The sequence below is a fragment of the Halobacterium sp. KA-4 genome (genome assembly GCF_021028995.1).
In the GTDB taxonomy this organism is placed as follows: Archaea; Halobacteriota; Halobacteria; order Halobacteriales; family Halobacteriaceae; genus Halobacterium.
On record NZ_JAJJZG010000011.1, the window covers coordinates 1 to 24,963 of the forward strand.

The following is a 24,963-nucleotide window of genomic DNA, read 5'->3' on the forward strand; positions in this document are numbered from 1 at the left end:
AGGAAGACGAGCACGACGACGACGCCGTAGACGCCGATGCCGGCGCGCACGAGCGCGCTCCGGAGGTCGTCGACGTCGAGGGAGAACAGCCGGTCGCGAGGCAGCGGCTTACCGGCACCACCGCCCGCGCGCCGTGCCTCGTAGCGCAGGTAGACGTACGTCAAGCCGAGCGAGACGACGGTCTCGAGCGTGGCGAGCGCGGCCGCGGTCTCGTAGTCGAGCTGCTGGACGCGCGCGTACAGCCACACCTCGACGGTCGCCAACTGGAGGCCGCCCAGCCCCAGTACGATGGGGAACGTCATGAACGTGAACACGAACGTCAGCACCGCGCTCGCCGCAAGCGCCGGCAGCAACTGAGGCGCGACGACGTCACGGAACGCCCGCAACGGGCTGGCGCCGAGCGATCGCGCGGTCTCGACGGCGCTGGCGTCGACGTTCTCCCACGCCGACGTCACCATCCGGGTGACGAGGGGCGCGTTGTAGAACGCGTGCGCCAGCACCACGATTTTCAGGGTGTACAGCAGTTCGACCTTCCCGAGGCCGAGCGCCGTCAGCACGCCATTGAGAGTGCCGTTCGTCCCGAACGTCGCGACGAATCCCGCGACCACCATGATGGAGGGGAGCACGAACGGCAGGATGGTCAGCGCCTTTAGCGTGCGCCGGCCAGGGAACTCGAAGCGCGCGAGCACGTACGCGCCCGGCAGCCCGAGCGCAACGCTCGCCACCGTCGACAGGAACGCCTGCCACGCCGTGAATCCGAACAACCCCTTCCGAACCGCGGGGTACGAGAACCAGATGTCTGGCAAAAATCCAGTCCACGCGGCGTGCACGCGCACGCTCGCCAGCCACGCGAGCACGTCGCCGGGCACCTGCGTGGGGTGCGCGAACAGGCCGTGCGCGGCGCCCACGTAGAACTCGCTCTCGAGCACGTCCCGAATCGGTTCGGCGGCGTCCCCGAACGCCTCCACGAACACCGTCCACACCGGGTAGTAGAAGACGACGGCGAGCACGAGCAGTGTCCCGGCACCGACCACTGGGAAGACCAGCCGGTCCGCGTCATCGGCGAGTCGGCCCGCCGCGCCGGACAGCCAGTCGGTCACTCGCGTCAGTTGCTCGCGACCAGCTGGGCCCAGGACTCGGTCCATTCGTCGAGGTTCCCTGCGAGCTCCTCGTAGGTAAACGTGACCGGCTCGGGCGGCTCCTTGGCGTACTCGGCGTACCCCTCCGGGAGCGACGCGGTGGTCGTCGCGGGAATCTGGACGTTGTTCACGGCGACGTTCGCCTGCGCCTCGTCGGTGAGCACGAAGTCAACGAAGTCGGCGGCGGTCTCGGGCTGGTCGGTACCGGCGAACCGTCCCACGGTTTCGGGGTTGGCGTAGCCCTGGTCGTTCAGGAAGCTCACCTGGTGGTGCGGGAGTTCCTCCTCGCTGTTGTAGTACACCTGGTCGGTGGAGTAGGAGACGACCATCGGGCGCTCGCCCTCGAGGAACGCGTTGTAGGCGGGCTGCCAGTCGTCGAGCACGCGCACGTCGTTGGCGAGCAGTTCCTCCCAGTAGTCGAGGTAGCCGTCCGCGCCCTTCTCGTGAATCGTCCAGAGGAGGAACGCCAGCCCGGGGTCGCTGGACTGGGCGTTCTGCGCGAGCAACGTCCCCTCGTACTCGGGTTCCAGGAGCGCGTCGAACGTCTCCGGATTGTCGATTTCGGTGCTGTCGTAGACGGGCGTGATGTAGCCCGTGTCGTAGGCGACGACGCGGTTCTCGGGGTCGACCTCCAGACTCTCCTTGACGTTGTCGTCGTTGTCGAGGTCGCCGCGCAGGTCGTCGAAGAGGTCGCTGTCGGGCAGCGACTCGTCGACGCGCACGAGGTCGGGCGTGTTCAGGCCGACGAAGAGGTCGGCGTCGATGCCCGCGCCCTGCTGTTTGCGCTGGATGAACTCGTTGATGCCGTTGCTCGGCGCGGTGTATTCGATTTCGGTGTCGTGGTCTGCCTCCCACTGGTCTTTCAGCCAGCGGCCGGCGGTCCCCTCGTCGCCGAAGAACGAGTCGTAGGTCGCGATTTTCAGCGGCTCGGTCGACTCGCTGGTCGTGCCAGTCGTCGTCCCCTTGGTGGTCGTGGTGGTCTCTGCAGTAGTGCTCGTCTGCTCCCCCTCCTCGACCTGCAAGCAGCCGGCGGTCAGCAGGCCCGCGACGCCGACGCCAGCCGTCTTGAGGTAGGCACGCCGTCTCATCACCGGGTTGTTTCTCTCTGTGGTAGAAAAGGTCGTCGCTTCGGCAGGTGCGAGCGTTCACTCCCGGAGTGCGAGCCCCGCCGCCGCAGCGAGCGCGAGCAGCGCCGCCACAGCGCCGAACCCCGGTGCTTCACCGGGCGTCTGCCCATCACCCGGATTTCCGGGGTCGTCCCGCGTCTCGCCGCCTGCCAGCGTCTGGTCGCTCGTCTCACTCGTCGCAGTCGCCTCCTCGGTCGCAGTCTGCGTGTTCTCGGTGACCGTCCGCGTACTCGTCGGCGTCTGTGTACTCTCGTTGGTCGTGAGCGCAGTCGTCGTCTCCGTCGTCGAGTCGCCACTCCCACCCGACCCTCCAGACCCGCCACTCCCGCCGCCAGTCGAACCACCGTCCGTCGAATCGCTCGTCGTCGTGGTGTCCGCGACAGTGCTGTCCGACACGACGTCCACCTTCATCGACGCGCTCGCGGTGTCGTTCGAGCCGTCACTCGCGGTCAGCACCACCTCGTACGTGGCCGCCGAATCGAAGGCGTACGTGACGGTCTTCCCGCTTTTCACGGCGCTCGACGCGAACTCCCACTCGTAGTCGACGTCACCGACCGCGGCGTTCACGGCCGCCGGCGAGTACTCGACCTCCTCGCCCACGTCCACGGTCCGGCTGTCGTTCAGGGAGACGTCGAGCGTTTCGGTGTCGACGGTGAGCGAGCCGGTTTCCGCGGAGTCAGTGGAGTTGCTCCCCGTGGCAGTCACCGTCACCGACTGCTCGCCGTCGGTCGCGTTCGAGTCCACCGCGACAGTTCGGTTGTACGTGTTGTCGCTGGCGAGTGTGAGGTCGACGCTTTCGTTCGCGCCGAACGCCGAGAGGTTCGCCGTCACCGAGGTGGCGTCGCCGCTCACGGTCGCCGTCACCTCCACGGTGTCGCCAGGTGCGACGATGCCGTTCTCGTTCGTCTCGTCGGAGACGTTCACCGCCTCGACGATCGGCGCGTCGACCACCTCGACCACCATCGAGGCGTTCGCGGTGTCGCGGGAGTCGTCGCTGGCGTTCAGTTCGACCGTGTACGTTCCTGTCGACTCGTACGCGTGGCTGACGGTCCTGCCGGTGGCGTTGTCGCCGTTCCCGAACGTCCAGTTGTAGATGACGTCGCCGGTCGTGTTGCTGACGGACTGCGGCGCGTACTCGTACGTCTTCCCCAGTTGCACCGTTCGACTATCACTCACCGTCACCGTCAGTTCCTCGGTATCCACGGTGAGCGTTCCCGTCTCGCTGGAGTTCGTGGTTCCCCACTCCCCCGTCGCCGTCACGGTCACCGAGTGGTTGCCATCGGTCGCGCTGTCGTTGACCGCGATGGTTCGGTCGTAGATACTCCCGCTGGCGAGTGTGAGTTCGACGCTTTCGTTCGCGCCGAACGCCGAGAGGTCCGCGGTCACCGTGTCGACGGCACCCGTCACGTTCGCGCGCACGTAGACCGTGTCGTTGGGGACGACGACGCCGTTCCCGTCCGTCTCGTCGGAGATACTCGCTGCCTCCACGACCGGACTGTCGTCCTCGACAGTGACCGTCATCGAGTCGTTCGCGGTGTCGCGGGACCCGTCGCTCGCGGTCAGTTCGACCGTGTACGTGCCCGTCGAGTCGAACGTGTAGTTGACGTACTTCCCGGATTCGCTGGTCCCAGCGAACGTCCAGTTGTAGGTGACGTTGCCCACTTCGTTGTCCACAGACTGCGGCGAGTACTCGTACTCCACGCCGACTTGGACCGTGCGACTGTCGTTGAGGGATACAGCGAGTTCGTCGGTGTCGACTTCGAGCGCGTTCGTATCCGCCGAGGCGTTGTCCCCCACCTCGCCGGTCGCCGTCACGTTCGCCGACCAATTCCCGTCGGCCGCGTTCTCCCCAACCTGAACAGTCGTACTGTACACGCCGCCACTCTCGGTGAGATTGACTGTCCCCGCGTCGAACGCCGACAGGTTAGCGACCACCGTATCGACGTCGCCGCTCACGTTCGCCGCCACCTCGATAGTGTCGCCGGGGACGACGATGCCGTTCCCGTCGACCTCGTCGGTGAGATTCACGGATTCGATGGCGGGCGGCTCCTTCACCGTCACGTTCATCGACGCGTTCGCGGTGTCGCCTGTCCCGTCTGTGACGGTCAGGTTCACCACGTACTCGCCCGTGGCGTCGTACGTGTGATTGACCGTCTCGCCGGACGCGTTAGTGCCGTCGCCGAACGCCCACTCGTAGGTGACGTTGCCACTGGCGTTCTCCACGGACTGCGGCGAGAATTCGACCTGCTCGTCGACGGCGACCGTTCGGTTGTCGCGGAGTTCGACCGATAGCTCGCCGGTGTCGACGGTGAGCGTGCTAGTCTCGTTACTGACGGTGTTCCCCTGTCCGTCGCTGACGGTCACGTTCGCGGCGTGGTTGCCGTCGGTCGCGTTCTCCCCGACCTCGCCGGTCCAGTTGTACACGTCGCTGCTCTCGTGCGAGAGGCTGACGTTGCTGCCCGCGTCGAACGCCGAGAGGTTCGCCGTCACCGTGCCGACGTCGCCGGTCGCGTTCGCCGTCACTTCGATAGTGTCGCCGGGCGCGACGCTCCCGTCGTCGTTCGTCGCGTCGGTGAGGTTCACCGAATTCAGAACGGGCTTGACCTCGTCGACACTCGCGGTGTCGGAGCCCGTCGACGAGACGTTGTCGCCGGCCGACGCCGCGCGTTCGACCGTGGCCGTGTACTCGCCGTCCGTGCTGCCGTCGTAGGTCGCGGTGTACGAGTACGGGTTCGTCTCCGTCTCCTCGAAGTCGCCGAGCGTGAGCGTCTCGTTCTCGGGCCCGCTGAGCGTAACGTTGAGTTCCGAGAGGTCGTGGTTCGTCGTGACGTTCACCGTCACGTTCTGGTCGCCAGTCGCGTTCGCCTCGAAGTTGCTCACTGAGAGGGAGGAGGGATAGTTTTCAACGCGTGCGACGCCCGCAGTATGAAGTGCGTTGATTTTGTCACCGTCAGCATCCTGAACAGTTTTCGTCGTTTCGTTGAAGTGCGTATATGCAACCTCTCCATTCTTGTTTAGGTGAACAACTTCAAGTCTCGAATCGCCTACCCAGTTGACGCCGGCTGCTGGGGCTTTCGCCATCCCGCTGTTTGAGAGTGAAATAACGTCATTACTCGCGTTCACGATAATCGGGTTCCCAACCATCATGGGCACCCGGTATTCCTCGTTATTTCGAAAGATTGCAGGAGAACCGACACCAAGACCGCCATTATTGCTTCCAGCAGTCTTGAGACTATGAACGTCATCCGCCTTCACGTCGTAGTACTTGACTGTCTGTGATGTCCCTGCGTAAATAACCTCCTTCGACTCATCGCCGTCGAAATCCACAGCGCCAAGAACTGCACTATAGTAACCGGTAGAACTTTTTACTCAGAGATAGTTGCAGTAGCTAGTGAATCATCTCGACGAGATCTCCGTCGAGGAATTGCAAGACGCTCTCGACAACGTGGACGGAAAGAAGCCGACACAACGGCTCTTAGCGGCAATCGCGTACAAAAATGGTGTCACGCAAACCGAGCTAGCCGAGTGGTACGACGTTCAGCGACGGACCATCTACAGCTGGCTCACGCGACTCGACACCGACGAGTCGCTTGAGCAAGCCGTTTCTGACGATAAACGAACTGGGAGAAAGCGGAAACTCTCAGAATCACAGCAGAAAGAATTCGAAGAAACCGTTCACGATCCACCTGAAGAGGTCGGGATCGACGCGCCGGCGTGGACGCCGGCGCTTGCCCAACAGTATCTCGAAGAAACGTACGGCGTCCAGTATTCAATCCCGAGTTGTCGGCGGTTGCTGAAAGAAGCGGGATTGAGCTATCAAAAACCACGCCGTTCAGCCGCCGAAGCCGACGAAGACGAGCGAGAAGCGTTCCACGATGAGCTCAAAAAAAGCGGCGGGAAATGGACGCCACCGTAGTCTGTATCGACCAAACCAAGAAATCCGTGCAAGTTGAGCCGCGTGCCGCGTGGTTTCCACAGGGCACGCGGCCCTCAGTCGAACTGTCTGGCCAACGCGAGTGGACGTGTCTGCTGGGCGCGATCACCGAGGACGGTGATCGCTTCTTCTCGCGATTCACCGAGTACGTCACGGCCGAACACGCGAAACATTTCATTTTAGCAGTATGCGAAGAATTCGAAGATGACTTGATCGTCGTGCTAGACGGAGCGCCGTATTTTCAGGCGTCGGCCGTCACGGACCTGGCGGCCCGTGACGACCTCGCCTTCGTGACGTTACCCTCGTATTCACCGGAGTTGAATCCGGTCGAAGAATGCTGGAGACAGCTGCAAAAGGCACTGAGCAACCGCTTCTTTGACTCACTCGACGAGCTAACAACAGCGATCGACACCGCTCTCGACAAACTCTCCGTCCCTAAAGTGAGCAATTACTTCTAGTGTCTACTATAGCCTTCTTACTGGTGAGCTCTGTTGGCGTTCCGGAGATGTTCGCGTAATAAATGTCCTTTTCGTCCGATTTGTTCGCGTACAGAACTTCTGGATTTCCGTCGCCAGTCCAGTCGCTGACGCCGACCTTCGATTTCGAAGCGAACGCCCCACTTGCAATAAACTGCGTCTCGTTGTCCTTGTCAACTGCATAGATATCGTTACTCTCGGTTACGTATGGCACTTCAAGCAACCCGTCGCTGTCAAGGTCGGCCATTGGCCCGATGATGTCTGCGGTCGCGTTTGTCCCGACTCGCGTTCCGTTCGCGCGTACGAACGTGACGTTGTCAGTGTCGCCGTCGACGTACACGAACTTGATTGGGTTCTCTTCGGATGCGTCCGCCGTCGTCTCTGTCGTGCCATCCGCCGCTACCGTACCGACACCCGCTGCCACCGCGCTCGCCGCGAACAGGACGACCACCGCGAGCACGAGCGCCCGCTGCCGCCCCCACGTGCTGCTGGCCCCACTGTCAGTCATGTATAATAAGACGGCGATTGACGCGGAAAGGGATTATTGCCAAACTTCTGGTAACGCGGCCGCTAACGGCCAACAAGCCTAAAAGAGGTGATCGATTTGTCAGCCGAACACGAAGCGTGGGGCGGTCGGTCCCCGCGCCGAACGCTTTTGACAGTTCCTGCGGTAGTTCCCGTCGTGCCCCCGTCACGAACCACCACGCTGGCCGTCGTACTCGCCGTACTCCTCGTCGCCGCCGCGTTGCTCCTCGGGGCCGTGTTCGGGACGGTGTTCTTCGCCGTCACCGTCGCGTACCTCCTCGTGCCGATTCACCGTCGCGTCCAGCGACTCGGCCTGCCGCCGTGGTGGTCGAGCGCGACGACGGCCGCGCTCGCGTCGCTGGCCGTCTTCGTGCCCGTCGCGACCGGCATCTACGTGCTCACCGAGCGCGCCGACCGACTCCTCGACGCGCTCGAAGGGCTCCCGGAGAGCCTGACGCTGGCGTTCTACGAGTATACGTACACAATCGAGGTCGGAATCGTCACGGACGCCGCGCTCTCGTATCTCACGGCGTTCGCCGTCGAAGTCGCGGTCGCGCTCCCGGAACTCGCGTTGAAGCTCACGCTGTTCGGGATGCTCGTCTTCGGGCTGTTGCTCGCCCACGAGGACGCCGAGCGCGCGCTCCTCGCGACGATTCCCGCGACGTACCACGACATCGCGCGCTCGCTGTCGGACCGCGCGGGCGCGACGCTGTACGCGATTTACGTCCTGCAGGCCGTGACGGCGCTCGCGACGGCGGTTATCGCGCTCCCAGTGTTCTTCGCACTCGGCGTTCCCTACCCCGTCACGCTCGCCGCGCTCGCGGGCCTCCTCCAATTCATCCCCATCGTCGGGCCATCGCTGGTCGTCGGCGCGGTCGCGCTCTACTGGGCGAGCATCGGCGACGTGACCGGCGCCATCCTCGTCGTGGTCGTTGCGGGCGTGTTAGTAGCGTGGCTGCCCGACGTCGTCGTTCGCCCACGGCTCTCCCGGCGGACTGCGGACCTCCCGGGGAGCCTCTACTTCGTCGGGTTCACCGGCGGCCTACTCACGGTCGGCCCCATCGGCATCATCGCCGGGCCACTCATCGTCGCGCTCGTTGTCGAGGCCGCGAGCCTGCTCGCGGACGAACACCGCGGGACGCAGGTGTCGCTGCTGCCGGAGGAATGGCCGTGATTACCGCAGAATGGTCGTGACGACGCGGCGGAGCCGTGACTATTCGAGCGCGTGGCCGCGCTCGGTCCAGTCCGTGAGGCTCCCCTCGTAGAACGCGACGTCCGGGAACCCCAGCCAGCGCAGCACGACGAACGTGTGGCTGATGCGGCGCGCAGTGTTGCAGTACAAGACCACTCGCTCGTCGGGCGTGACGCCACGCTCGGCGAGCAACGCCTCGATTTCTTCACGGGGCTTCAGGCCGCGCGTCTCGTCGTCGACAACTTCCTTCCAGTCGAGGTTCACCGCACCCGGGATGTGGCCCGCGGCGTACTCGTCGGGTTCGCGTGTGTCTACGACCACCGCGTCCGGGTCGTCGGTCGCCGCGAGTACGTCGTCGGCGTCGACGAACACACTCTCATGGGGCTCGCCGGGTTCGTAGTCGGTCGGCGTCACGTCGGGCGCTTCGCTGCTGGTCTCGTGGTCGCGCATCCACGCGCTGTAGTCGCCGTCGAGGAGCCGAAGGTCGTCGTGGCCGTAGTACAGCGCGGTGACGAGGAAGCGCGCCGCGAACACGCCGTGCGTGTCGTCGTACGCGACGATGGTGTCGTCGCGCTCGATGCCCGTGTCGCCGAGCAACTCGGCCCAGTGGTCGCGCTCGGGCATCATTCCTTCCGGCCCGCCCTCGGCTCTGAATTCGTCGAACGGAACGCTGACCGCCCCCGGAACGTGGCCGATGCCGTCGTACTCCCACGCGTCGCGGACGTCCACGACGACGACGTCGTCGAGGTGTTCGGCGAGCCAGTCCGCGGACGCGACCCAATCCTCGCTCATGCTCGAGGCGAGGGGTTCGCGCGCCTTAGCCTCCCGGCTGTCGCCGTCACTCCGAGATAGCGGATTTTGTTGCCTATAAACTGGCTAACATCCGGCGAGCCCGTCGGGAACCGCCACCTATCGCGGCGAACCTCGCCGGTAAACTCGATGCCCGGGGGAACCTGCCGGCGTAGCCGATAGTTATGGGGGTGGGTGTCGTACGGGCGTGTATGGCAGAATACGCCAAAGACGTACTCGTCACCGCGGACTGGGTCGAGGACCACCTCGACCAGTTCCAGAGTGACGACCCCGAGTATCGACTCGTCGAAGTAGACGTCGACACCGAAGCGTACGACGACGAACACGCCCCCGGTGCCATCGGTTTCAACTGGGAGACCCAGCTCCAGGACCAGACCCAGCGAGACATCCTCGACAAGGAGGACTTCGCGGACCTCCTCGGTAGTCACGGCATCAGCGAGGACTCCACGGTCGTCCTCTACGGCGACAACTCCAACTGGTTCGCCGCCTACACCTACTGGCAATTCAAGTACTACGGCCACGAGGACGTCAAGCTCCTCGACGGCGGCCGCGACTACTGGGTGGAGAACGATTACCCGACCACCGACGAGGAGCCGGACTTCTCCGCAGTCGACTACGAGGCCCGCGGCCCCTTCGACGGCATCCGCGCGTACCGCGACGACGTCGAGACCGCGATCGACCGCGGCATCCCGCTCGTCGACGTTCGCTCCCCCGAGGAGTTCAGCGGCGAGGTCCTCGCACCGCCAGGACTCAACGAGACCGCCCAGCGTGGCGGCCACGTCCCCGGCGCGGAGAACATCTCGTGGGCCGCGACGGTCAACGACGACGGCACGTTCAAGTCCGAGGACGAGCTCGCGGAGCTCTACGAGTCCGAGGGCATCACGAACGACCAGGAAGTCGTCGCCTACTGCCGCATCGGCGAGCGCTCCTCTATCGCGTGGTTCGCGCTCTCCGAGCTGCTCGGCTACGACGACGTCACCAACTACGATGGCTCGTGGACGGAGTGGGGCAACCTCGTCGACGCCCCCATCGAGACTGGCGAGTAACTCGACACCACACACTCGTTTTTTCGCGCGCTACGGCCCGATAGCGTCGGCTGTCCGCTCTGCGGCCACAAGCCACTTTATCGGACCGGGCGACAAGACGCTCGGGCGAGGTTCTCGCCCCATGTTCCCCCTCGTTGGACTGTCGGCTCCCCACCAGTCCACCTCTCCCGTTCGCCGCGACGACAGCATACAAGCCCCAGTAGCCACTACGCCACGCCATGACACCGAGCGAATTCCTCGACGCGGTCCGCGACGACAACGAGACCGCGCTCTCGCGACTCGGCTCCTCGAAGTCACTGTACGCCGCCACCGGCGGCGAGATGGACGCCGCCCCGGTCCTCGAAGCCGCCGCCGACGCCGAACACGTCGCCGCGCAGACGTTCCACGCGTGGGCCGCCGACGAAGCCGACGACGAAGCGACCGTCGTCTTCGAGACTACCGCCGCCGAGGAGGACGAGCACGCCGACGCCGTCCTCGCGAAACTCGACGACTACCAGCCCGACGACGACGCCACTGGCATGCAGGCGTACCTCCGCGGCCTCGACGACACGGTCGAGCGCGCCGGCGCGCTCCTCGGTCGCATCCTCGCCACCGAGAAGTCCAAAGAACAACTCACGGGCTTCTTCGTCGGCCAAGCCGACCCCCAGACCGCGAGCGTCTTCCGCGACCTCAAAGGCGACCTCGACGACCAGCGCGAGCGCGCGCTCGAACTCCTCGACGACATCTGCGAGGACGACGAGGACTGGCAGACTGCCAAAGACGCCGCCGACGCCGCCATCCAGGCCGCCTACGACGAGTACACCGAACAACTCGAATCCATGGGCGTCAACCCGAAGCCGGTCTGTTAACGCACTTTTTGCTGTGGGAGGGCGGCTACGCCGCCCTCCCTGGCAAAAACTTGCGGAAAAAGCGCCGTCACCCACCTTCGGGGGTTCGTCGGCTTCGCGGCGAAGCCGCGAGTGAACCGCGAGCGCCGTCGGCGCTCGCGGATGCTCGTTCTGCGGTTGTCAGTCCACGAATAGCTCGACGTCCGCTGCGACGGGTCCAGGAGCGTGTTCGGGAACGTCCACGAACCACTGGATTTCGGTGCCGTCCACGCGACTCTGCGGGCCCTCCGGAATTCGAGCGGTCGGCGTCGTGCGGACGACCACGTTGTAGACCGTCGTGCTGTCGCCAGTGTCGGGGACGCGGTACTCGTGGGCGCGGAGGCGTTCGACGGCGTCGATAGTGACCGATACACCGGTCAGCCTCTCGAACTCGCGGCGCGCGACCGCCAGCCAGTCGTCGCCCGCTTCGACGGGGAACGCGGGGAGCGTCCAGCCGTGGTGCCCATCGTTCTGGAGGAGGACACCGGCCTCGCTCGCGACGCCGACGACGACGTGGCTTTCCAACTCGGTCGTGTCCGCGAACTCGGCCGCGTCGACCACTTGGGTCTCTTCGCGAACGGCGACGGCTTCGCGGTCGCGGAGCGTCGCGGGGTCTGTCAGGGAATCGGGGGCGTCGGCGGTCACGGCGGGTCTACGGCGACCTGCGGCTTAGAAGTAGGGTGTGGGGTTACTCGCCGCGAATCTCGCGGAGGCGCTCGCGGCCGGGCGCGATGAGGTCGTCGAGGTAGTCCGCGAGCGCGCCCTTCGCGTCCGCGGGGTGGAGTTCGCCGGATTCGAGGTCCGCGGCGAGCGCCTCGTAGTCGTCGTACTCGAGGTTGCCGCCGTACTCGTCGGGGCGCTCGACGACGACTTCCTCGAAGCGCGGGAAGACGTGGTACTGGAACAGTTCGAGCACGGGGTTGACGAGGTCGCCCTCGGGGTCGCGGGTCCGCGGGCAGAACGCCGAGTTCACCTTCTCCTGGAGGTCCTCGGTGGAGTCCTCCATGGAGATGGTGATGCCCTCGCTGGAGGACATCTTCCCCTCGCCGGTCTCGAGGTCGCCGAGAATCGGCGTGTGGACGGCGGGGCGCTTCTCGTAGCCGAGGCTCGGGAGCTCCTCGCGGGCGAGCATGTGGACCTTCCGCTGGTCCATGCCGCCGACCGCGACGTCGACGTCGAGGTACTCGATGTCGAGTGCCTGCATCAGCGGGTAGACGACGTGGCTGACCTTCGCGGTCTCGCCGCCCTGAATCTCGGCCATCGCGCGCTGCGCGCGGTTCAGCGACGTCGCCAGCTCCAGTTCGTGGAGGTCCAGTTCGTAGTCGTCGTCGAGCTGGTAGTCGCTGCCGAGCACGAAGTCCGTGGACTCCTCGTCGAGGCCGTACGCGAGGAACTGCTCTTTCATCTGGTCGGCGGTGTCCCGAATCTCCTCGAAGGAGCCCTTCCCGTTGAGGTACGCGTGGACATCTGCCAGGAGGACGACGACGTCCAGTCCGGCGTCCTGCAGGTCGATGAGTTTGTTCGCGGTGAGCAGGTGGCCGAGGTGGAGCACGCCCGAGGGCTCGTAGCCGACGTACGCTCGCTTCCCGTCGGGGTCCTCGGCGAGCGCTTCGACTTCCTCCTCGGTCACGACTTCCGCCGCGTTCCGCGTGAGGAGTTCGTAGGTGTCCATACGACTGCGGAGTCAGCGCTCGGGGTTAAGCGGTTTGGATGCGTGCGAACGCGTCCACAGGAGACTCAGGGGATGACCGTCACGGGCACGCGGTCGGCGTGCAGCACCGTCTCGGCGGCACTCCCGAGGAGCGCGCGTTCGAGCGTGCCGGCGCCGTGGTGCCCCATCACGACGTGGTCGTAGCCGCGCTCCTCGACGAGCGAGAGGATGTCGTCGCCGACGCTGTCGCTCGGGCGGAACTCCACGTCGACGTCCGTGTTGACCTCGGGTTCGGTGTCGACGTCCTGGGCGTCGAGGACGCGTTCGGCGCGGTCGAGGACGGCGTCCGTACTCTCGGATTCGGCTTCCGCGAAGTGGACGGCGTCGAGGCGTCCCTCGTAGCGGCGCGCCATCTCCGCGGCGAACCCGAGCGCGCGGAAACTGCAGTCCGAGCCGTCGACGGGGACGAGGATGTCCATGTGCGGTAGTACCGTGCCGCCGAGTTACGCGTTGCGGTGGAGCGCGTCGAGCGCTTCGGCGGCCTCGCGGGCGGCTTCGAGGAATTCGCGGGCGCGCCGCGGATCGTCGGCGCCGGCGGCGCGGCGCGCGAGCGCGGCAATCGAGGACTCCAGCGCGTCCGCGGCTTCGCCGGACGGCGCAGCGTTCGCGCCCTCGCCGTCGACTGCCGGCTGCTCGGGCGTCGCGGGCTGTTCGCGGCGCTGCTCGCGTGCGGGCTGAGCGGGCTGCTGCTCGGACTGCTGTCGTCGGTCAACGGACTGCCGGCCTTCAGCGGGCTGCTGTCGTTCCGCGGCGTTCCCGGTCGGCTGGCTGGCGCGGGCACCTTCGGCTGCGTCCGCGTCGTCGCCTGCGGGCTGTTGGGACTGCTGAGCCGCCTGCCCTTGGGCGTCGACTTGCTGCTGTGCGGCCTGCTCCTGCGCCGCTTGCTGTTGTTCGGCGGCCTGCTGGCAGTTCGGGCAGAACGACTGGCCCTCGTAGCGGAAGATGGGGTTGCCGCAGCGGTCGCAGTGCTGGTTGGTCATCGTCGCGCCCTGCAGGAGGAGTTCGCTCATGCGCTCGGTCTCCCCGCGGTCGTCGTCGGCGTACTTCTCGCGGAGTTCCTCGCGTACGGCCTCCTCGTCGAAGCCGTCGTCCGTGTCGCTCATGGGTGTGTACAGGGCGCGACGCCTCGAAAAGCCTGCGGAGCACGGACCTACCCGAGATGTTCGACGAAAGTCGAAGTGGCGTTCGTCCGTCGTCGGCGTCCGTGCGGGTGGTTTTCCCGGGTGCTCGAACTCACCGAAGCGCTTAACGGATTCGCCGGCGGTGGGTATACGTGATATGACGAAAGTCAGCATCGTGGGGGCCGCCGGCACGGTCGGCGCCGCCGCAGGCTACAACCTCGCGCTCCGCGACGTGGCCGACGAAGTCGTGTTCGTGGACATCCCGGACAAGGAAGACGAGACCATCGGGCAGGCCGCGGACGCGAACCACGGCGTCGCCTACGACTCCAACACGGAGGTCACGCAGGGGACGTACGAGGACACCGCTGGCTCCGACGTCGTCGTCATCACCGCGGGGATTCCCCGCCAGCCCGGCCAGACGCGCATCGACCTCGCGGGCGACAACGCGCCCATCATGGAGGACATCGGCTCCTCGCTGGCCGAGCACAACGACGACTTCGTCACCGTCACGACGTCGAACCCCGTCGACCTCCTGAACCGCCACCTCTACGAGAGCGGCGACCGCGACCGCCACAAGGTCGTCGGGTTCGGCGGCCGCCTCGACAGCGCGCGCTTCCGCTACGTGCTCAGCCAGCGCTTCGACGCCCCCGTGCAGAACGTCGAAGCCACCATCCTCGGCGAGCACGGCGACGCGCAGGTGCCCGTGTTCTCGAAGGTGCGCGTGAACGGCGCGGACCCCGACTTCTCGGACGACGAGCGCGAGGACATCCTCGAGGAACTACAGCAGTCCGCGATGGACGTCATCGAGCGCAAGGGCGCGACCCAGTGGGGGCCCGCGACGGGCGTCGCCCACATGGTCGAGGCCATCCTCCGCGACACGGGCGAAGTGCTCCCCGGTTCCGTCGTGCTCGACGGCGAGTACGGCCTCGACGACGTCGGTCTCGGCGTTCCCGTAAAACTCGGCTCGAACGGCGTCGAGGAAGTCGTGGAGTGGGACCTCACGGAGTACGAGCGCGACCAGCTCGGCGAGGCCGCGGAGAAGCTCTCCGAGCAGTACGACGAAATCGCGTAGTCGTCGCGCCCGCGCTCGCCGGCCGCGTCAGGCCGGCGCGACCTCTTTCGTGACCTCGTCCGGTTCGTCGCCGTCCGTGGATTCGCGTTCGGCGTCCGGTTCGAGTTCCCGTATCGGCACTTCCTCCCAGTGGTGGCACATTACAGTCGCTAGTGTGGTGCGCGTTAGCATAAAACTTGGCGGGGCGGCGGAGAGTGCGCTCGGGCCTCAGACGACCTGTTCGCCGTCGTCGTCGTAGACTGCAATCGCGTCGACGGGGCACGAGCGCGCCGCGAACTTCGCGTCGAACTCCTCGTCTTCGGGAATCTCGCGTGCGAAGACGCCGTCCTCGACCTCTTCGCTGTCCTGCAGGACGGCTTTGCCCGCGTCCGTGTCCTCCTCGAAGGCGTCCCACTCCGCGACACACTGGAACATCCCGATGCAGACGTCGCGGTCGAACTCGACTCGCATACGAGAACGTGGAGGCGCCCCGCCTATATCGTTGCCGGGCTAGGTGGCGTAGTCACGACCGGAGACTCGGGCACGGTCTCGAGGCGTCGGAGACGGTGGTGACTCCACAACCTCACGCGTAGATAGCGAAACGTGCGAGCCGACCTGGCCACTTTCACCCCGGTACGCGAACCCTTAACCACGTGAACGACGTACGACCGCCCGAATGTCGGAGTCCGCGTACGTCGACCATCCGATGCTGGCCGAGGGCGTCATCGAGGCGCGCCAGTACCAGCTGCAGCTCGCGGCGGCCGCCCGGGAGGACCACACGCTCGTCTGCCTCCCCACCGGGCTCGGGAAGACGACGGTGAGCCTGCTGGTGACGGCCTACCGGCTGGCCGACGACGCGGGCGGGAAGTCCCTCCTGCTCGCGCCGACGAAGCCGCTGGTCGAACAGCACGCGGCGTTCTACCGGGAAGCCCTCCAGATTCCGGACGAGGAAATCGTCGTGTTCACCGGGGAGACGCGGCCCGACGACCGCGCGGAGATGTGGAACGACGCGCGCGTGGTCGTGGCGACGCCCCAGGTCGTGGAGAACGACCTCGTGGGCGGGCGCATCGGGCTCGAAGAGGTCGTGCACTGCACGTTCGACGAGTGCCACCGCGCGACCGGCGACTACGCGTACACGTACATCGCGGAGCGCTACCACGCCGACGCGCTGAACCCCCTCGTGACGGCGATGTCCGCCTCTCCGGGCGGCAACGAGGAGGACATCCAGACGGTCTGCGAGAACCTCGGCGTGCGGAACGTCGAGGTGATGACCGAGGACGACGCGGACGTCGGCGAGCACACGTACGACACGGACGTGCAGTGGGAGCGCATCGAACTCCCCGAGCAGGTTATCGAGGTCCGTGACGCAATCAACGAGGTCATCGAAGACCGCCTGGAGAAACTCCGGGAGTTGGGCGTCACGCGCGTCTCCAGCCCGGACGTCTCCCAGAAGGACCTGAACAAGATTCGCGCGAAACTCCAGGAACTCATCGACAACGACCAGAGCGAGGGCTACCAGGGGATGAGCGTGCACGCGGAGGTGATGAAACTCCGGCGCGCGGTCGAACTCGTCGAGACGCAGAGCGTCGAATCAGTCCGCAGATACTTCGAGCGCCAGCGCAACGCCGCGCGCTCGTCGGGCGCGTCGAAGGCGAGCCAGCGGCTCGTCTCCGAGCCCAAGGTCAAGGAGGCGATGCGGAAGGCCGACGACTTCGACGGCCTCCACCCGAAGTTCCGGCGCGCGCGGATGCTGCTCGCGGAGACCCTCGGCATCGAGGAGGGCGAGCGTGTCATCGTGTTCACGGAGTCGCGGGACACCGCGGAAGCCCTCACCGACTTCCTGGGCGAGCACTTCGACACGCAGCGCTTCGTCGGGCAGGGTGACGCGGACGGCAGCGACGGGATGACACAGAAAGAACAACGCGAGACGCTCGACCGGTTCCGGAGCGGCGAGTTCGAGGTGCTGGTCTCCACGAGCGTCGCCGAGGAAGGGCTGGACGTGCCAGAGGTCGACCTCGTGTTGTTCTTCGAGCCGGTGCCGACGGCGATTCGCTCCGTCCAGCGGAAGGGCCGGACGGGCCGGCAGACGGAGGGGAAGGTCGTCGTGTTGATGGCCGAGGACACCCGCGACGAGGCGTACTTCTGGATCAGCCAGCGCCGAGAGCAGGAGATGGAGGACGAACTCCGCGAACTCAAAGGCGTGGCCGACGACATAGAGGGCGACCTCGGCGAGAGCCAGCGCGCGCTCGACGACTACGGCGACGAGGAGGCGGACGACGCGAGCGAGACGGCGACGGCAGCCACGTCTGACGACACGCAGCCCGCGGAAGCGGACGGCGGCAGTGCGGCCGGGGCCGGCGACGGGCAGGCAGGACTCACGGACTTCGACGCGCCCGACCCTGACGATGTCGCGGAGAGCGAGGACGACGAGGGCGTGGCGGCGCGCGCTGACAGCGGCGACGAGGAGTCAGTCGAGGTGGTCGTCGACCAGCGCGAACTCGACTCGAACATCGCGCGGGACCTCTCGAAGCGCGACGAGGTCGAGACCCGCCTAGAGACGCTGTCGGTGGGCGACTACGTGCTCTCGGACCGCGTCGCCGTCGAGCGGAAATCCCACGCGGACTTTCTCGATACGTTGCTGGGCGGCGACCGCTCCATCTTCGAGCAGGCCAAGGACCTCACTCGGCACTACACGCGGCCCGTCCTCCTCTTGGAGGGGGACGGCGACCTCTACGCGGAGCGCAACGTCCACCCGAACGCGATTCGCGCGACGCTGTCGTCGCTGGCCGTGGACTGGGGCATCAGCGTCGTGCAGACGCGCGGCGAGGACGACACCGCGGAGATGATTCAGACCATCGCCGAGCGCGAGCAGACCGACAACGACCGCGAGGTGAGCGCGCACGGCGAGAAGGCCGCGAAGACGCTGGGCGAACAGCAGGAGTACGTCGTCTCCTCGATTGCGGACATCGGTCCGGTGACCGCGCGCTCGCTCCTCGAGGAGTTCGGCACCGTGGAAGCCGTGATGACTGCCCGCGAGGACGACCTCACGGAGGCCGACGGCGTCGGTCAGGTCACCGCCGAGCGCATCCGCGAGGTCGTCGGCAGCGACTACCAGCCCGACGCGTAGCGCCCGCCACGACTCCGGGAGTTCTGAACGAGGCCACCAACGACGTAGCTCCGGTGACCTGTCGAATCAGTTAAGTCTAGAGCCGGCGACGTGGCGGTATGGCTCCGGATACCGGCGGCGAGACGGTGCTCGCCGACCTCGAATTGACCCGCGGGCTCACCGTCCAGATGACCGCGCTCAGCACCCTCGGGGTAATCGTCGCGGCCACCGCGCTCAGCGCGCTGTTCCAGGCCGTCACCGGCCACCCGGCGTCGCTCGACTTCGCGCCGGCCGGCGTCGGCTGGTGGACGAACGCGCTGGACGTTCTGGTCATCCTGGTGCTGGCGACCGTCTTCGTGGTCCCCCACGAACTGTTACACGGGCTCGCCATCCGGTACTACGGCGGCCGAGCGAAGTACGGCGTCGGCATCGCGCACTTCATCCTCCCGTACGCGTACGCCACGACCGACCACGAGTTCACCCGCAACCAGTTCGTCGTCGTGCTGTTGACGCCGCTGGTCGTGATGACGGCCGTCGGCGTGCCGCTGATGTTGGCCTTCGAGTGGGAGTGGCTCGTCGTCCCGCTGGCCGCGAACGCCGCCGGCGCGGTCGCGGACGTCTGGATGACGATGACGCTGCTGGGCTTCCCCGAGGACGTCCGCCTCGAAGACCACCCCGACGGCGTCCGCATCCTCGGCGACGAGAGCGACCGGCCGCGCGCGCTGTCGGTGACGGCAGTCGTCTGGGACGCGCTCTCCGGCGCGGCCGTCGCCACGGTCGGCGTGTTCCTCGTGTTGGCCGTCGTCGGCCCGCTCGCCCTCGACGCGCTTGGCGTTGACTCTCTGACCGTCGGCACACCGGACACGTTCACCTTCCTGTTCGCGTTCTCGTCGTCGCCGACCGAAATCTCGATGAGCGTCGGCCCGGGCGTGCTCGGCGTCGGCGCAGTCGTCGGACTCCTGTACGCACTCGTACGGAGTTACCGGCAGGCCCGCAAAGGCGTCGAAGAATAGGCAGTCCAGCGCGAGGGCTCGAAAGCGTCAGTCGCGGTCGGCGCGGTGCTCGCTGATGATGGAGTCGACCATACTCTCCTTGCGTTCGCGCTCGCGTTCGGCCTTCCGCTCGCGCCAGTCCGCAATCACGGCCTCGACCTCGGGTTCGCTGGCGATGGCGAGTTCGTCCACCTCGCGGATGGTGACGTCGTCGGCGGGGCCGACCGGAATCTCGTTCTCGAACAGCACCTCGTCGGCGGCGTCCGAGAGGCCGCCCGACCGGAGCACGACCCGGGGGTCGAACTCTGCGAGCAGCTCCGCCGTCGAGCGGCCCGCGCCGGACGCGTCCCGGAGGTAGACGACGTCGCCGGACGCGATGCCGTACTCGTCGTTGGCGGCCTCGATGGCGTCGACGGTGAATTGGTCGACGGGTTTGACGGCGACGAGGTCGCCGCTGTGGTTCACGTCGCCGAGGTTCGAGTGGTCGAGCTTCCAGAGGTCTTTGAGGCGTTCGAGTTTCGCCGCGAGTTCGTCGGCGCGCTCGCGCTCCTCCTCGAGTTCGGTCTCGAGGCGGTCGTTCTCCCACTGGAGCTGCGTGACCTCGCGGCGCTCGCGGGCCTCCTGGCGCTCCTCGCGGCGCGCCTCCGAGAGTTCCTCCTCGTACTCCGCGATTGTCTCGTCCTTCTCGTCGAGTTCGCCTTCGAGGTCCGCGACGTGGTCCTGGAGCCGCGCGACCTGCGCTTCGAGGTCCCGCATCCGCCGTTCCTCGTCGGTGAGTTCGCGAGGCTCGTGCTCGACTTCCTCCTCCTCGGGTTCGTCGGTCTCCGTGAGGTCGTCGATGACCGCCGCGAGCGGTTCGTCGTCGCCGACGACGCGGGAGACGACCTCGCCGCGGTCGAGTTCGGGCGGCGTCTCCTCGGTGGCGCGCCGAATCTGGTCGGCGTGGGCGTCGCGGGCGAACAGCGCCGCCGCCATCGCGTCGCGCTGGTGGTCGTCGTCGTAGCCCTCCTCGCGGGTGCGGTGTTGCTTCTCGTCCACGGGGAGGTCCGTGTCGGGCGCCCAGCCGGCGGCGTCGAAGCTCGCGCGAATCTTCTCGACGGTCGCCGGCATCGGGGTCACGTCGGCGGCGACCACGACGGGGCGGCCGCGCTCGATAATCCACTCGATGACTTCGGCGGTGTCGGCGGTGCGCGTGCTCGTGACGTCGAGCACGCGGCCGTCGAGCGCGACCAGCGCGACTGCCGTGGTCGTCCCGGGGTCGATGCCGACGAACACGCGGTCGCGGCGCCGCGCGAGCGGCTTGAATTCGATGCCGTCCCGGCGCACGGGCTCGACCTCGACGCGCGTGTCGCCGGAGCGCCGGCTGCTCACGGGGATGTCCTCGGGGCGAGCCTGCACGGTGAACACGGCGTTCGAGAACCCGCCGTACTTCTCGGTGACGTCGCGCTCGTAGTCGAGGCCGGCGTCGTCGAGGTCGGACTCCACGTCGCGGGCGACGCGCTTCACGGAGCCGTGGATGCGGCGCGTGAAGCGGTCCTCGCTCCACCCGCCACCGCCACCGGTCGAGCGACCGCGGGCGACCTTCACGGTGGTCTCGTCGGTGAACGCCGACACCTCGTAGCCGACGTTGCGCGCGGCCAGTCGGGCCGCTGCCTCGGCTTCCTCCATCGCGGGCTTGCCGTACGGGACGCCGTGGCGTTTCGCCACTCGGGAGAGCGGCTCGGGGCGCTCGTCCCCGGTGACCTGCACGAGCTTCGTCTCCTCGGGAAGCCCGCGCAGGAAGTGCACGAGCTGGTCCTTGTCCGCGGCCAGTTCGTACATGTTGTCGGTCGCGAGAATCGCGGGCTCCTCGCTGTCCACGCGACGCAGCAGTTTCCGCCGGCTGACGACGTCGCGCTCGACTGTCTCTCCGTCGAAGACGACGAGCGCGTAGGATGGGGCGTCCCCGCGCACGTCACCGCTCTGCACGTCGACGCCGAACACGCGGGCGTCGAGGGCGCTCGTGCGGGTACTCACGTTGCCAAAATTAGGTCGTGACGACTAATAAGTGCACGGCGGGACCGGGGTGTCGGCGTCGAAGGAGGCTACTCGGCGTCCGGGAACGGGACGTCGTAGGTCATGCCGTCGTGGGCGACGAACACCTCGCCGTCGAAGTCGGCGGCTTCGGCGTCTTCGCGGACTTCGCGGGCGTCGCCGGCGTACCGCGAGGAGATGTGCGTGAGCGCCAGCGTTCGGGCGTCGGCGCGGGCGGCGACGCCAGCGGCTTCGCCGGCGGTCGAGTGGCCGGTCTCGGCGGCGCGCTCGGCGGCGTCGTCGGTGAACGTCGCGTCGTGAATCAGGAGGTCGGCGTCGTCCGCGGCGGCGACGACGGGGTCGTGGGGGCGCGTGTCGCCCGTGTAGACGAGTTTGCGGCCGGGGCGGGGGTCGCCGACGACCTGCTCGGGGCGGACGACCGTGCCGTCGTCCAATTCGACGGCGTTGCCCTCGTGGAGCTTCGAGAACTTCGGGCCGACCGGGACGCCGAGTTCCTCGGCCTTCTCGCGGTCGAAGCGGCCCTTGCGGTCGTCCTCGACGAGCGCGTACCCCACGGAGGTCGTGCGGTGGGCGGTGTCGAACGCGCGGACCTCGTACTCGGGGCGGTCGAGGACGGTCTCGCCCGCGCTCACCTCGCTGATACGGACGGGGAAGCCGACGTCCCCGCCGACGGCGAACACGAGCGCCTCTATCTGGTCGCGGAGGCCTCGGGGGACGTGAATCGTCAGGGGGTCCTCGCGGTCGTTGAAGTCCCAGGTCTGGACGAGCCCCGGCAGCCCGAAGACGTGGTCGCCGTGGGCGTGCGTGACGAACACGTCGGAGACGTCGAAGCCGGTGCCGTACCGCATCATCTGGCGCTGGGTCGCCTCGCCGGCGTCGAAGAGGAACGCGTCACCCTCCCGGCGCACGAACACCGAGCTGGGGTTGCGTTCGGTCGTGGGGACGGCGCCACTCGTCCCGAGGAATGTAGCCTGCAGAGTCATGCCCGAACGTGGGCGCGCCGCGCGCAAAACCCCACCGATGCGGGCGCAGGCGGGCCAGCGGCCAGAGCGCTTTCCCGGACTGGCGACGTGGCTCCGCACATGTCACGCACAGTCGCGACGCTCGCGGTGGCGGCGCTGCTCGTCACGGCGGGCTGCACGGGCTTCTTCGGCGGCGACGGTGGCGAGGGCACCGTCGAGATGTACGTCAGCGACCAGCCCGGCGCCATCGAGGACTTCCAGCACCTCAACGTCACCATCACGGAGGTCGCCGTCCACCCCGCGAACGCCACCGAGAACGAGTCGTGGGTGACCCGGGACGTGGACAACCGGACCGTCGACCTCACGCGCCTCGAGGGCGAGAACGCGAGCCTCGTCGGGAACCTGAGCGTGCCGGCGGACACCTACGAGATGGTGTTCGTGCGAATCGACGGCATCGACGCGACGCTGACCTCCGGGGAGTCCGCGGACGTGAAACTCCCCTCCGAGCGCCTCCACCTGAACAGCGAATTCACCGTCGAAGCCAACGAGACGGTGTCGTTCGTCTACGACATCCGCGTCCACGAGACCGGTAGCGGCCGGTACATCCTCCGTCCGAACGCCGGCGAATCCGGGCCGAATCAGCCCATCAACCACGTCCGGCAGCAGCATCGGCGCGGCCAGCACAACGGTAGCGGTGGCATGGGTGGCGGCGGGATGAACGATGGTGGCACCACGAGCGGCAGCGGAACCGCGACCACGGCGGCGTAGCCGGACGGACCGACTCTTTCTTAGCCCCGTGGCGGCTACTTACTGGTAATGGACGAGCCGCTGTGGATAGACGCGCACGCGCCGTCGCTGGCCGACCTCCCACAGGAGGAACTGCGGGACCGCCTGCGGGACGCCACCGACGAGCCCGTGAACCTGGTCGTCTACGGCCCCGAGGGCGCGGGGAAGACGGCGGCGGTGCGCGCGCTCGCCGAGCACGCCCACGAGGCCCCCGAGAACGACCTCGTGGAGCTGAACGTGCAGGACTTCTTCGGGATGACGAAGAAGGAGGTCAGCGAGGACCCGCGGTTCTCGCAGTTCATCTCCTCGAAACGCCGGCGGAACTCCTCGAAGGCGGACCTCATCAACCACGTGCTCAAGGAGTCCGCGAGCTACCCGCCGGTCTCCGGGGAGTACAACACGATTCTGTTGGACAACGCCGAAGCGATTCGGGAGGACTTCCAGCAGGCGCTGCGGCGCGTGATGGAGCGCCACCACGAGGCCACGCAATTCATCATCGCGACCCGCCAGCCGTCGAAGCTCATCCCGCCGATTCGCTCGCGCTGCTTCCCGGTCTCCGTGCGCGCGCCGACGCCCGACGAAATCACCGCCGTGCTCCGCGACATCGTGGACGCCGAGGACGTCGAGTACGACGAGGACGGCATCGAATTCGTCGCGGGGTACGCCGACGGCGACCTCCGGAAGGCCATCCTGGGCGCGCAGACGACCGCCGAGCAGGAGGGCGAGATTACGATGAACACGGCCTACGAGACGCTCCAGGACGTCGGTCCCGACGATCAGATTACGTCGATGCTGGACGACGCGGAGGCCGGCGAATTCACAGACGCGCGCTCGACACTCGACGACCTGCTCGTCGACGACGGATTGAGCGGCGAGGAAGTGCTCGAAGAGATTCTTCGCGTCGGGCGCTCGCGCTACGACGGCGAGGAACTCGCAGCACTCCACCGGCTCGCGGGCGACGTGGAGTTCGACCTGCACAAGGGGAACAGCGACCGGATTCAGGTCGGACGGCTGCTCGCGGAAATGGGTCGAGAAGCGTAGTCACCGCCCGCCGGGTGCGTGTGTTCGGCTCGCAGCCGCCGTCAGAAGACCACGAACAGCGCGACGAGGAGGCCGAAGACGAGAACGACTGGGAGGAGCGTCCAGAACACGTCCGCCAGGCTCGTCTCGTCGGTCGAGGGGTCGTTCGGGGGCGAACCCAGCCCGATACCCAGGTCGTCACCGTCCTGCACGAACGACTGTTCGAAGCGAGCCGGTAAGTACTCTGTGTCGGTTCTGGAGGCGCGAGCGCGCCGTGGCCGCGGGCACTCTGAAGGAGTAGTTTTTCTACGCGCGGCCACCGAGAGCCACTGTGTCTCTCGCCGACCAGTTCGAGCGCGTCGGAATCGTCGTCGGTGCCGTCCTGTTGGTGGCGCTGCCGCTGTCACTCGCCGTGGACGCACTCGTCGGCCCGGAAACGCCGTGGTGGCAGCTACTCGTCGTGCTCGGCCCCGGATTCGTCGTCGGATGGGCGGCGGCCGCCGACGACCTCCCGGTGGCGTACGGGAGCGTCTGGTTCGTCTGCTTCGTCGGCTACCTGCTCTCGGTCGCGACGATACGCCTGCTCGAATTGGTGCCCGTCCACGAGCACACGACGAGCGTGCTGGTCGTGCTCACGGCGTCGTTCGCGGTCGCCGTCGTCGCCGACAGTTACCGGTAGTCGGCCGTTACGTGGGATTTCGTCGTTTTCGCGCAGCGACGGCCCCGAGGAACGCCAGCGAGACGAGCGCGCGTTGCGGGCTGATGCTGAGCGCGAGCGGTGAGTCGTCGTTCTGGTCGCTGTCGGAGCCGCCGGCGAACGTGACGAGTGCGGGGTCTTCCGTCGCGACTGTCGATTCGCCGCCCGCGGCGACAGATTGGACGCCGGCACCCACGAGCAGGCAGACGACGGCAGCGACGGCACAGAGACGCACGGCAGTTTCGGCGTTGATACCATAGGGTTTCCAATACGTGGCCAAAAAGGTTATCCGATAACCGTTGTCGTGCTAGGCACCACCAGAGCGCGTACCTGCCGAAATATTGCGGTACGGAGCCTATATACCGACC

Annotated in this window: 24 protein-coding genes; 10 read left to right on the forward strand and 14 right to left on the reverse strand. The window is 66.8% G+C overall.

All coding sequences use genetic code 11. From position 1 onward, the window contains the following. From LPA44_RS11410 to LPA44_RS11420, 3 genes are all read right to left on the reverse strand, one after another. A partial coding sequence (locus LPA44_RS11410; RefSeq protein WP_230889713.1) for an ABC transporter permease occupies positions 1–1,145 on the reverse strand: 1,145 nt, incomplete at its 3' end. Beyond that, positions 1,106–2,227 (reverse strand): thiamine ABC transporter substrate-binding protein, encoded by a 1,122-nt coding sequence (locus tag LPA44_RS11415; RefSeq protein WP_230889714.1) that lies wholly within the window; start codon positions 2,225–2,227, stop codon positions 1,106–1,108. The genes LPA44_RS11415 and LPA44_RS11410, both read right to left, overlap by 40 nt. Positions 2,228–2,284: 57 nt before the next feature. Next, positions 2,285–5,413: a PKD domain-containing protein gene (locus tag LPA44_RS11420; protein ID WP_230889715.1), complete on the reverse strand. Its 3,129-nt coding sequence runs from the start codon at positions 5,411–5,413 to the stop codon at positions 2,285–2,287. 244 nt (positions 5,414–5,657) lie between these two features. Between LPA44_RS11420 and LPA44_RS11425 the strand changes: the two genes are divergently transcribed. Next, positions 5,658–6,658 (forward strand): IS630 family transposase gene (locus LPA44_RS11425; RefSeq protein ID WP_230889716.1). Its coding sequence is split into 2 segments (ribosomal slippage): positions 5,658–6,150 and positions 6,150–6,658, totalling 1,002 coding nucleotides; the frame shifts between segments, so codons are not numbered across the junction. Here LPA44_RS11425 and LPA44_RS11430 read toward each other — a convergent pair. Then, positions 6,636–7,184 carry a hypothetical protein gene (locus tag LPA44_RS11430; protein ID WP_230889717.1) on the reverse strand — a complete coding sequence of 183 codons (549 nt, stop codon included), beginning with the start codon at positions 7,182–7,184 and terminating at the stop codon, positions 6,636–6,638. The genes LPA44_RS11425 and LPA44_RS11430 overlap by 23 nt on opposite strands. Before the next feature lie 174 nt (positions 7,185–7,358). On the opposite strand from LPA44_RS11430, the gene LPA44_RS11435 reads away from it, so the two are divergent. Further along, the gene (locus tag LPA44_RS11435) at positions 7,359–8,375 is read left to right on the forward strand and encodes an AI-2E family transporter (protein ID WP_230889718.1); all 1,017 of its coding nucleotides are present in this window, start codon (positions 7,359–7,361) and stop codon (positions 8,373–8,375) included. Between the two features lie 39 nt (positions 8,376–8,414). Here LPA44_RS11435 and LPA44_RS11440 read toward each other — a convergent pair whose 3' ends face one another. Next, positions 8,415–9,185, reverse strand: a complete 771-nt coding sequence (locus tag LPA44_RS11440; protein ID WP_230889719.1) for a sulfurtransferase — start codon at positions 9,183–9,185, stop codon at positions 8,415–8,417. 209 nt (positions 9,186–9,394) lie between these two features. Here LPA44_RS11440 and LPA44_RS11445 point away from each other — a divergent pair, with 209 nt between their 5' ends. Then, positions 9,395–10,249 (forward strand): sulfurtransferase, encoded by an 855-nt coding sequence (locus tag LPA44_RS11445; protein ID WP_230889720.1) that lies wholly within the window; start codon positions 9,395–9,397, stop codon positions 10,247–10,249. A gap of 218 nt (positions 10,250–10,467) precedes the next feature. Beyond that, on the forward strand, positions 10,468–11,097 hold the full coding sequence (locus tag LPA44_RS11450) for a rubrerythrin family protein (protein ID WP_230889721.1): 630 nt from the start codon (positions 10,468–10,470) through the stop codon (positions 11,095–11,097). Between the two features lie 159 nt (positions 11,098–11,256). On the opposite strand, the gene LPA44_RS11455 is transcribed toward LPA44_RS11450, so the two are convergent. The 4 genes from LPA44_RS11455 to LPA44_RS11470 all read right to left on the reverse strand — a co-directional run bounded on the left by LPA44_RS11455 (position 11,257) and on the right by LPA44_RS11470 (position 13,929). After that, positions 11,257–11,760: an NUDIX domain-containing protein gene (locus tag LPA44_RS11455; RefSeq protein WP_230889722.1), complete on the reverse strand. Its 504-nt coding sequence runs from the start codon at positions 11,758–11,760 to the stop codon at positions 11,257–11,259. Positions 11,761–11,803: 43 nt separating this feature from the next. Then, a complete protein-coding gene (locus LPA44_RS11460) occupies positions 11,804–12,787 on the reverse strand; it encodes a tyrosine--tRNA ligase (RefSeq protein WP_230889723.1) in 984 nt (327 codons plus the stop codon). Positions 12,788–12,852: 65 nt separating this feature from the next. Then, positions 12,853–13,245, reverse strand: coding sequence for a universal stress protein (locus tag LPA44_RS11465; protein ID WP_230889724.1), 393 nt, complete (start codon positions 13,243–13,245; stop codon positions 12,853–12,855). A gap of 24 nt (positions 13,246–13,269) precedes the next feature. Further along, positions 13,270–13,929: an Sjogren's syndrome/scleroderma autoantigen 1 family protein gene (locus LPA44_RS11470; protein WP_230889725.1), complete on the reverse strand. Its 660-nt coding sequence runs from the start codon at positions 13,927–13,929 to the stop codon at positions 13,270–13,272. Between the two features lie 175 nt (positions 13,930–14,104). Between LPA44_RS11470 and mdh the strand changes: the two genes are divergently transcribed. Next, positions 14,105–15,019 carry a malate dehydrogenase gene (gene mdh / locus LPA44_RS11475; protein ID WP_230889726.1) on the forward strand — a complete coding sequence of 305 codons (915 nt, stop codon included), beginning with the start codon at positions 14,105–14,107 and terminating at the stop codon, positions 15,017–15,019. A gap of 207 nt (positions 15,020–15,226) precedes the next feature. On the opposite strand, the gene LPA44_RS11480 is transcribed toward mdh, so the two are convergent. Continuing rightward, on the reverse strand, positions 15,227–15,469 hold the full coding sequence (locus tag LPA44_RS11480) for a ferredoxin (protein ID WP_230889727.1): 243 nt from the start codon (positions 15,467–15,469) through the stop codon (positions 15,227–15,229). Between the two features lie 205 nt (positions 15,470–15,674). Here LPA44_RS11480 and LPA44_RS11485 point away from each other — a divergent pair, with 205 nt between their 5' ends. Together LPA44_RS11485 and LPA44_RS11490 are read left to right on the forward strand one after the other, a co-directional pair. Further along, the gene (locus LPA44_RS11485; RefSeq protein ID WP_230889728.1) at positions 15,675–18,125 is read left to right on the forward strand and encodes a DEAD/DEAH box helicase; all 2,451 of its coding nucleotides are present in this window, start codon (positions 15,675–15,677) and stop codon (positions 18,123–18,125) included. Positions 18,126–18,223: 98 nt separating this feature from the next. Beyond that, complete coding sequence (locus tag LPA44_RS11490; RefSeq protein WP_230889729.1) at positions 18,224–19,117, forward strand: DUF3267 domain-containing protein; 894 nt, start codon at positions 18,224–18,226, stop codon at positions 19,115–19,117. A 27-nt stretch (positions 19,118–19,144) separates the two neighbouring features. Here LPA44_RS11490 and LPA44_RS11495 read toward each other — a convergent pair whose 3' ends face one another. Together LPA44_RS11495 and rnz are read right to left on the reverse strand one after the other, a co-directional pair. Continuing rightward, positions 19,145–21,112: a DUF460 domain-containing protein gene (locus tag LPA44_RS11495; RefSeq protein ID WP_230889730.1), complete on the reverse strand. Its 1,968-nt coding sequence runs from the start codon at positions 21,110–21,112 to the stop codon at positions 19,145–19,147. Positions 21,113–21,180: 68 nt separating this feature from the next. Further along, a complete protein-coding gene (rnz, locus tag LPA44_RS11500; protein WP_230889731.1) occupies positions 21,181–22,113 on the reverse strand; it encodes a ribonuclease Z in 933 nt (310 codons plus the stop codon). A 99-nt stretch (positions 22,114–22,212) separates the two neighbouring features. On the opposite strand from rnz, the gene LPA44_RS11505 reads away from it, so the two are divergent. After that, on the forward strand, positions 22,213–22,860 hold the full coding sequence (locus LPA44_RS11505) for a DUF4382 domain-containing protein (protein ID WP_230889732.1): 648 nt from the start codon (positions 22,213–22,215) through the stop codon (positions 22,858–22,860). Between the two features lie 48 nt (positions 22,861–22,908). Further along, on the forward strand, positions 22,909–23,919 hold the full coding sequence (locus tag LPA44_RS11510; RefSeq protein ID WP_230889733.1) for an AAA family ATPase: 1,011 nt from the start codon (positions 22,909–22,911) through the stop codon (positions 23,917–23,919). A 41-nt stretch (positions 23,920–23,960) separates the two neighbouring features. On the opposite strand, the gene LPA44_RS11515 is transcribed toward LPA44_RS11510, so the two are convergent. Continuing rightward, positions 23,961–24,110 carry a hypothetical protein gene (locus LPA44_RS11515; protein WP_230889734.1) on the reverse strand — a complete coding sequence of 50 codons (150 nt, stop codon included), beginning with the start codon at positions 24,108–24,110 and terminating at the stop codon, positions 23,961–23,963. A 119-nt stretch (positions 24,111–24,229) separates the two neighbouring features. Between LPA44_RS11515 and LPA44_RS11520 the strand changes: the two genes are divergently transcribed. Further along, the gene (locus tag LPA44_RS11520) at positions 24,230–24,577 is read left to right on the forward strand and encodes a hypothetical protein (RefSeq protein WP_230889735.1); all 348 of its coding nucleotides are present in this window, start codon (positions 24,230–24,232) and stop codon (positions 24,575–24,577) included. Between the two features lie 7 nt (positions 24,578–24,584). Here the strand turns inward: LPA44_RS11520 and LPA44_RS11525 are convergent, their stop codons facing one another. Further along, positions 24,585–24,830: a hypothetical protein gene (locus tag LPA44_RS11525; RefSeq protein ID WP_230889736.1), complete on the reverse strand. Its 246-nt coding sequence runs from the start codon at positions 24,828–24,830 to the stop codon at positions 24,585–24,587. Positions 24,831–24,963: the final 133 nt, after the last annotated feature.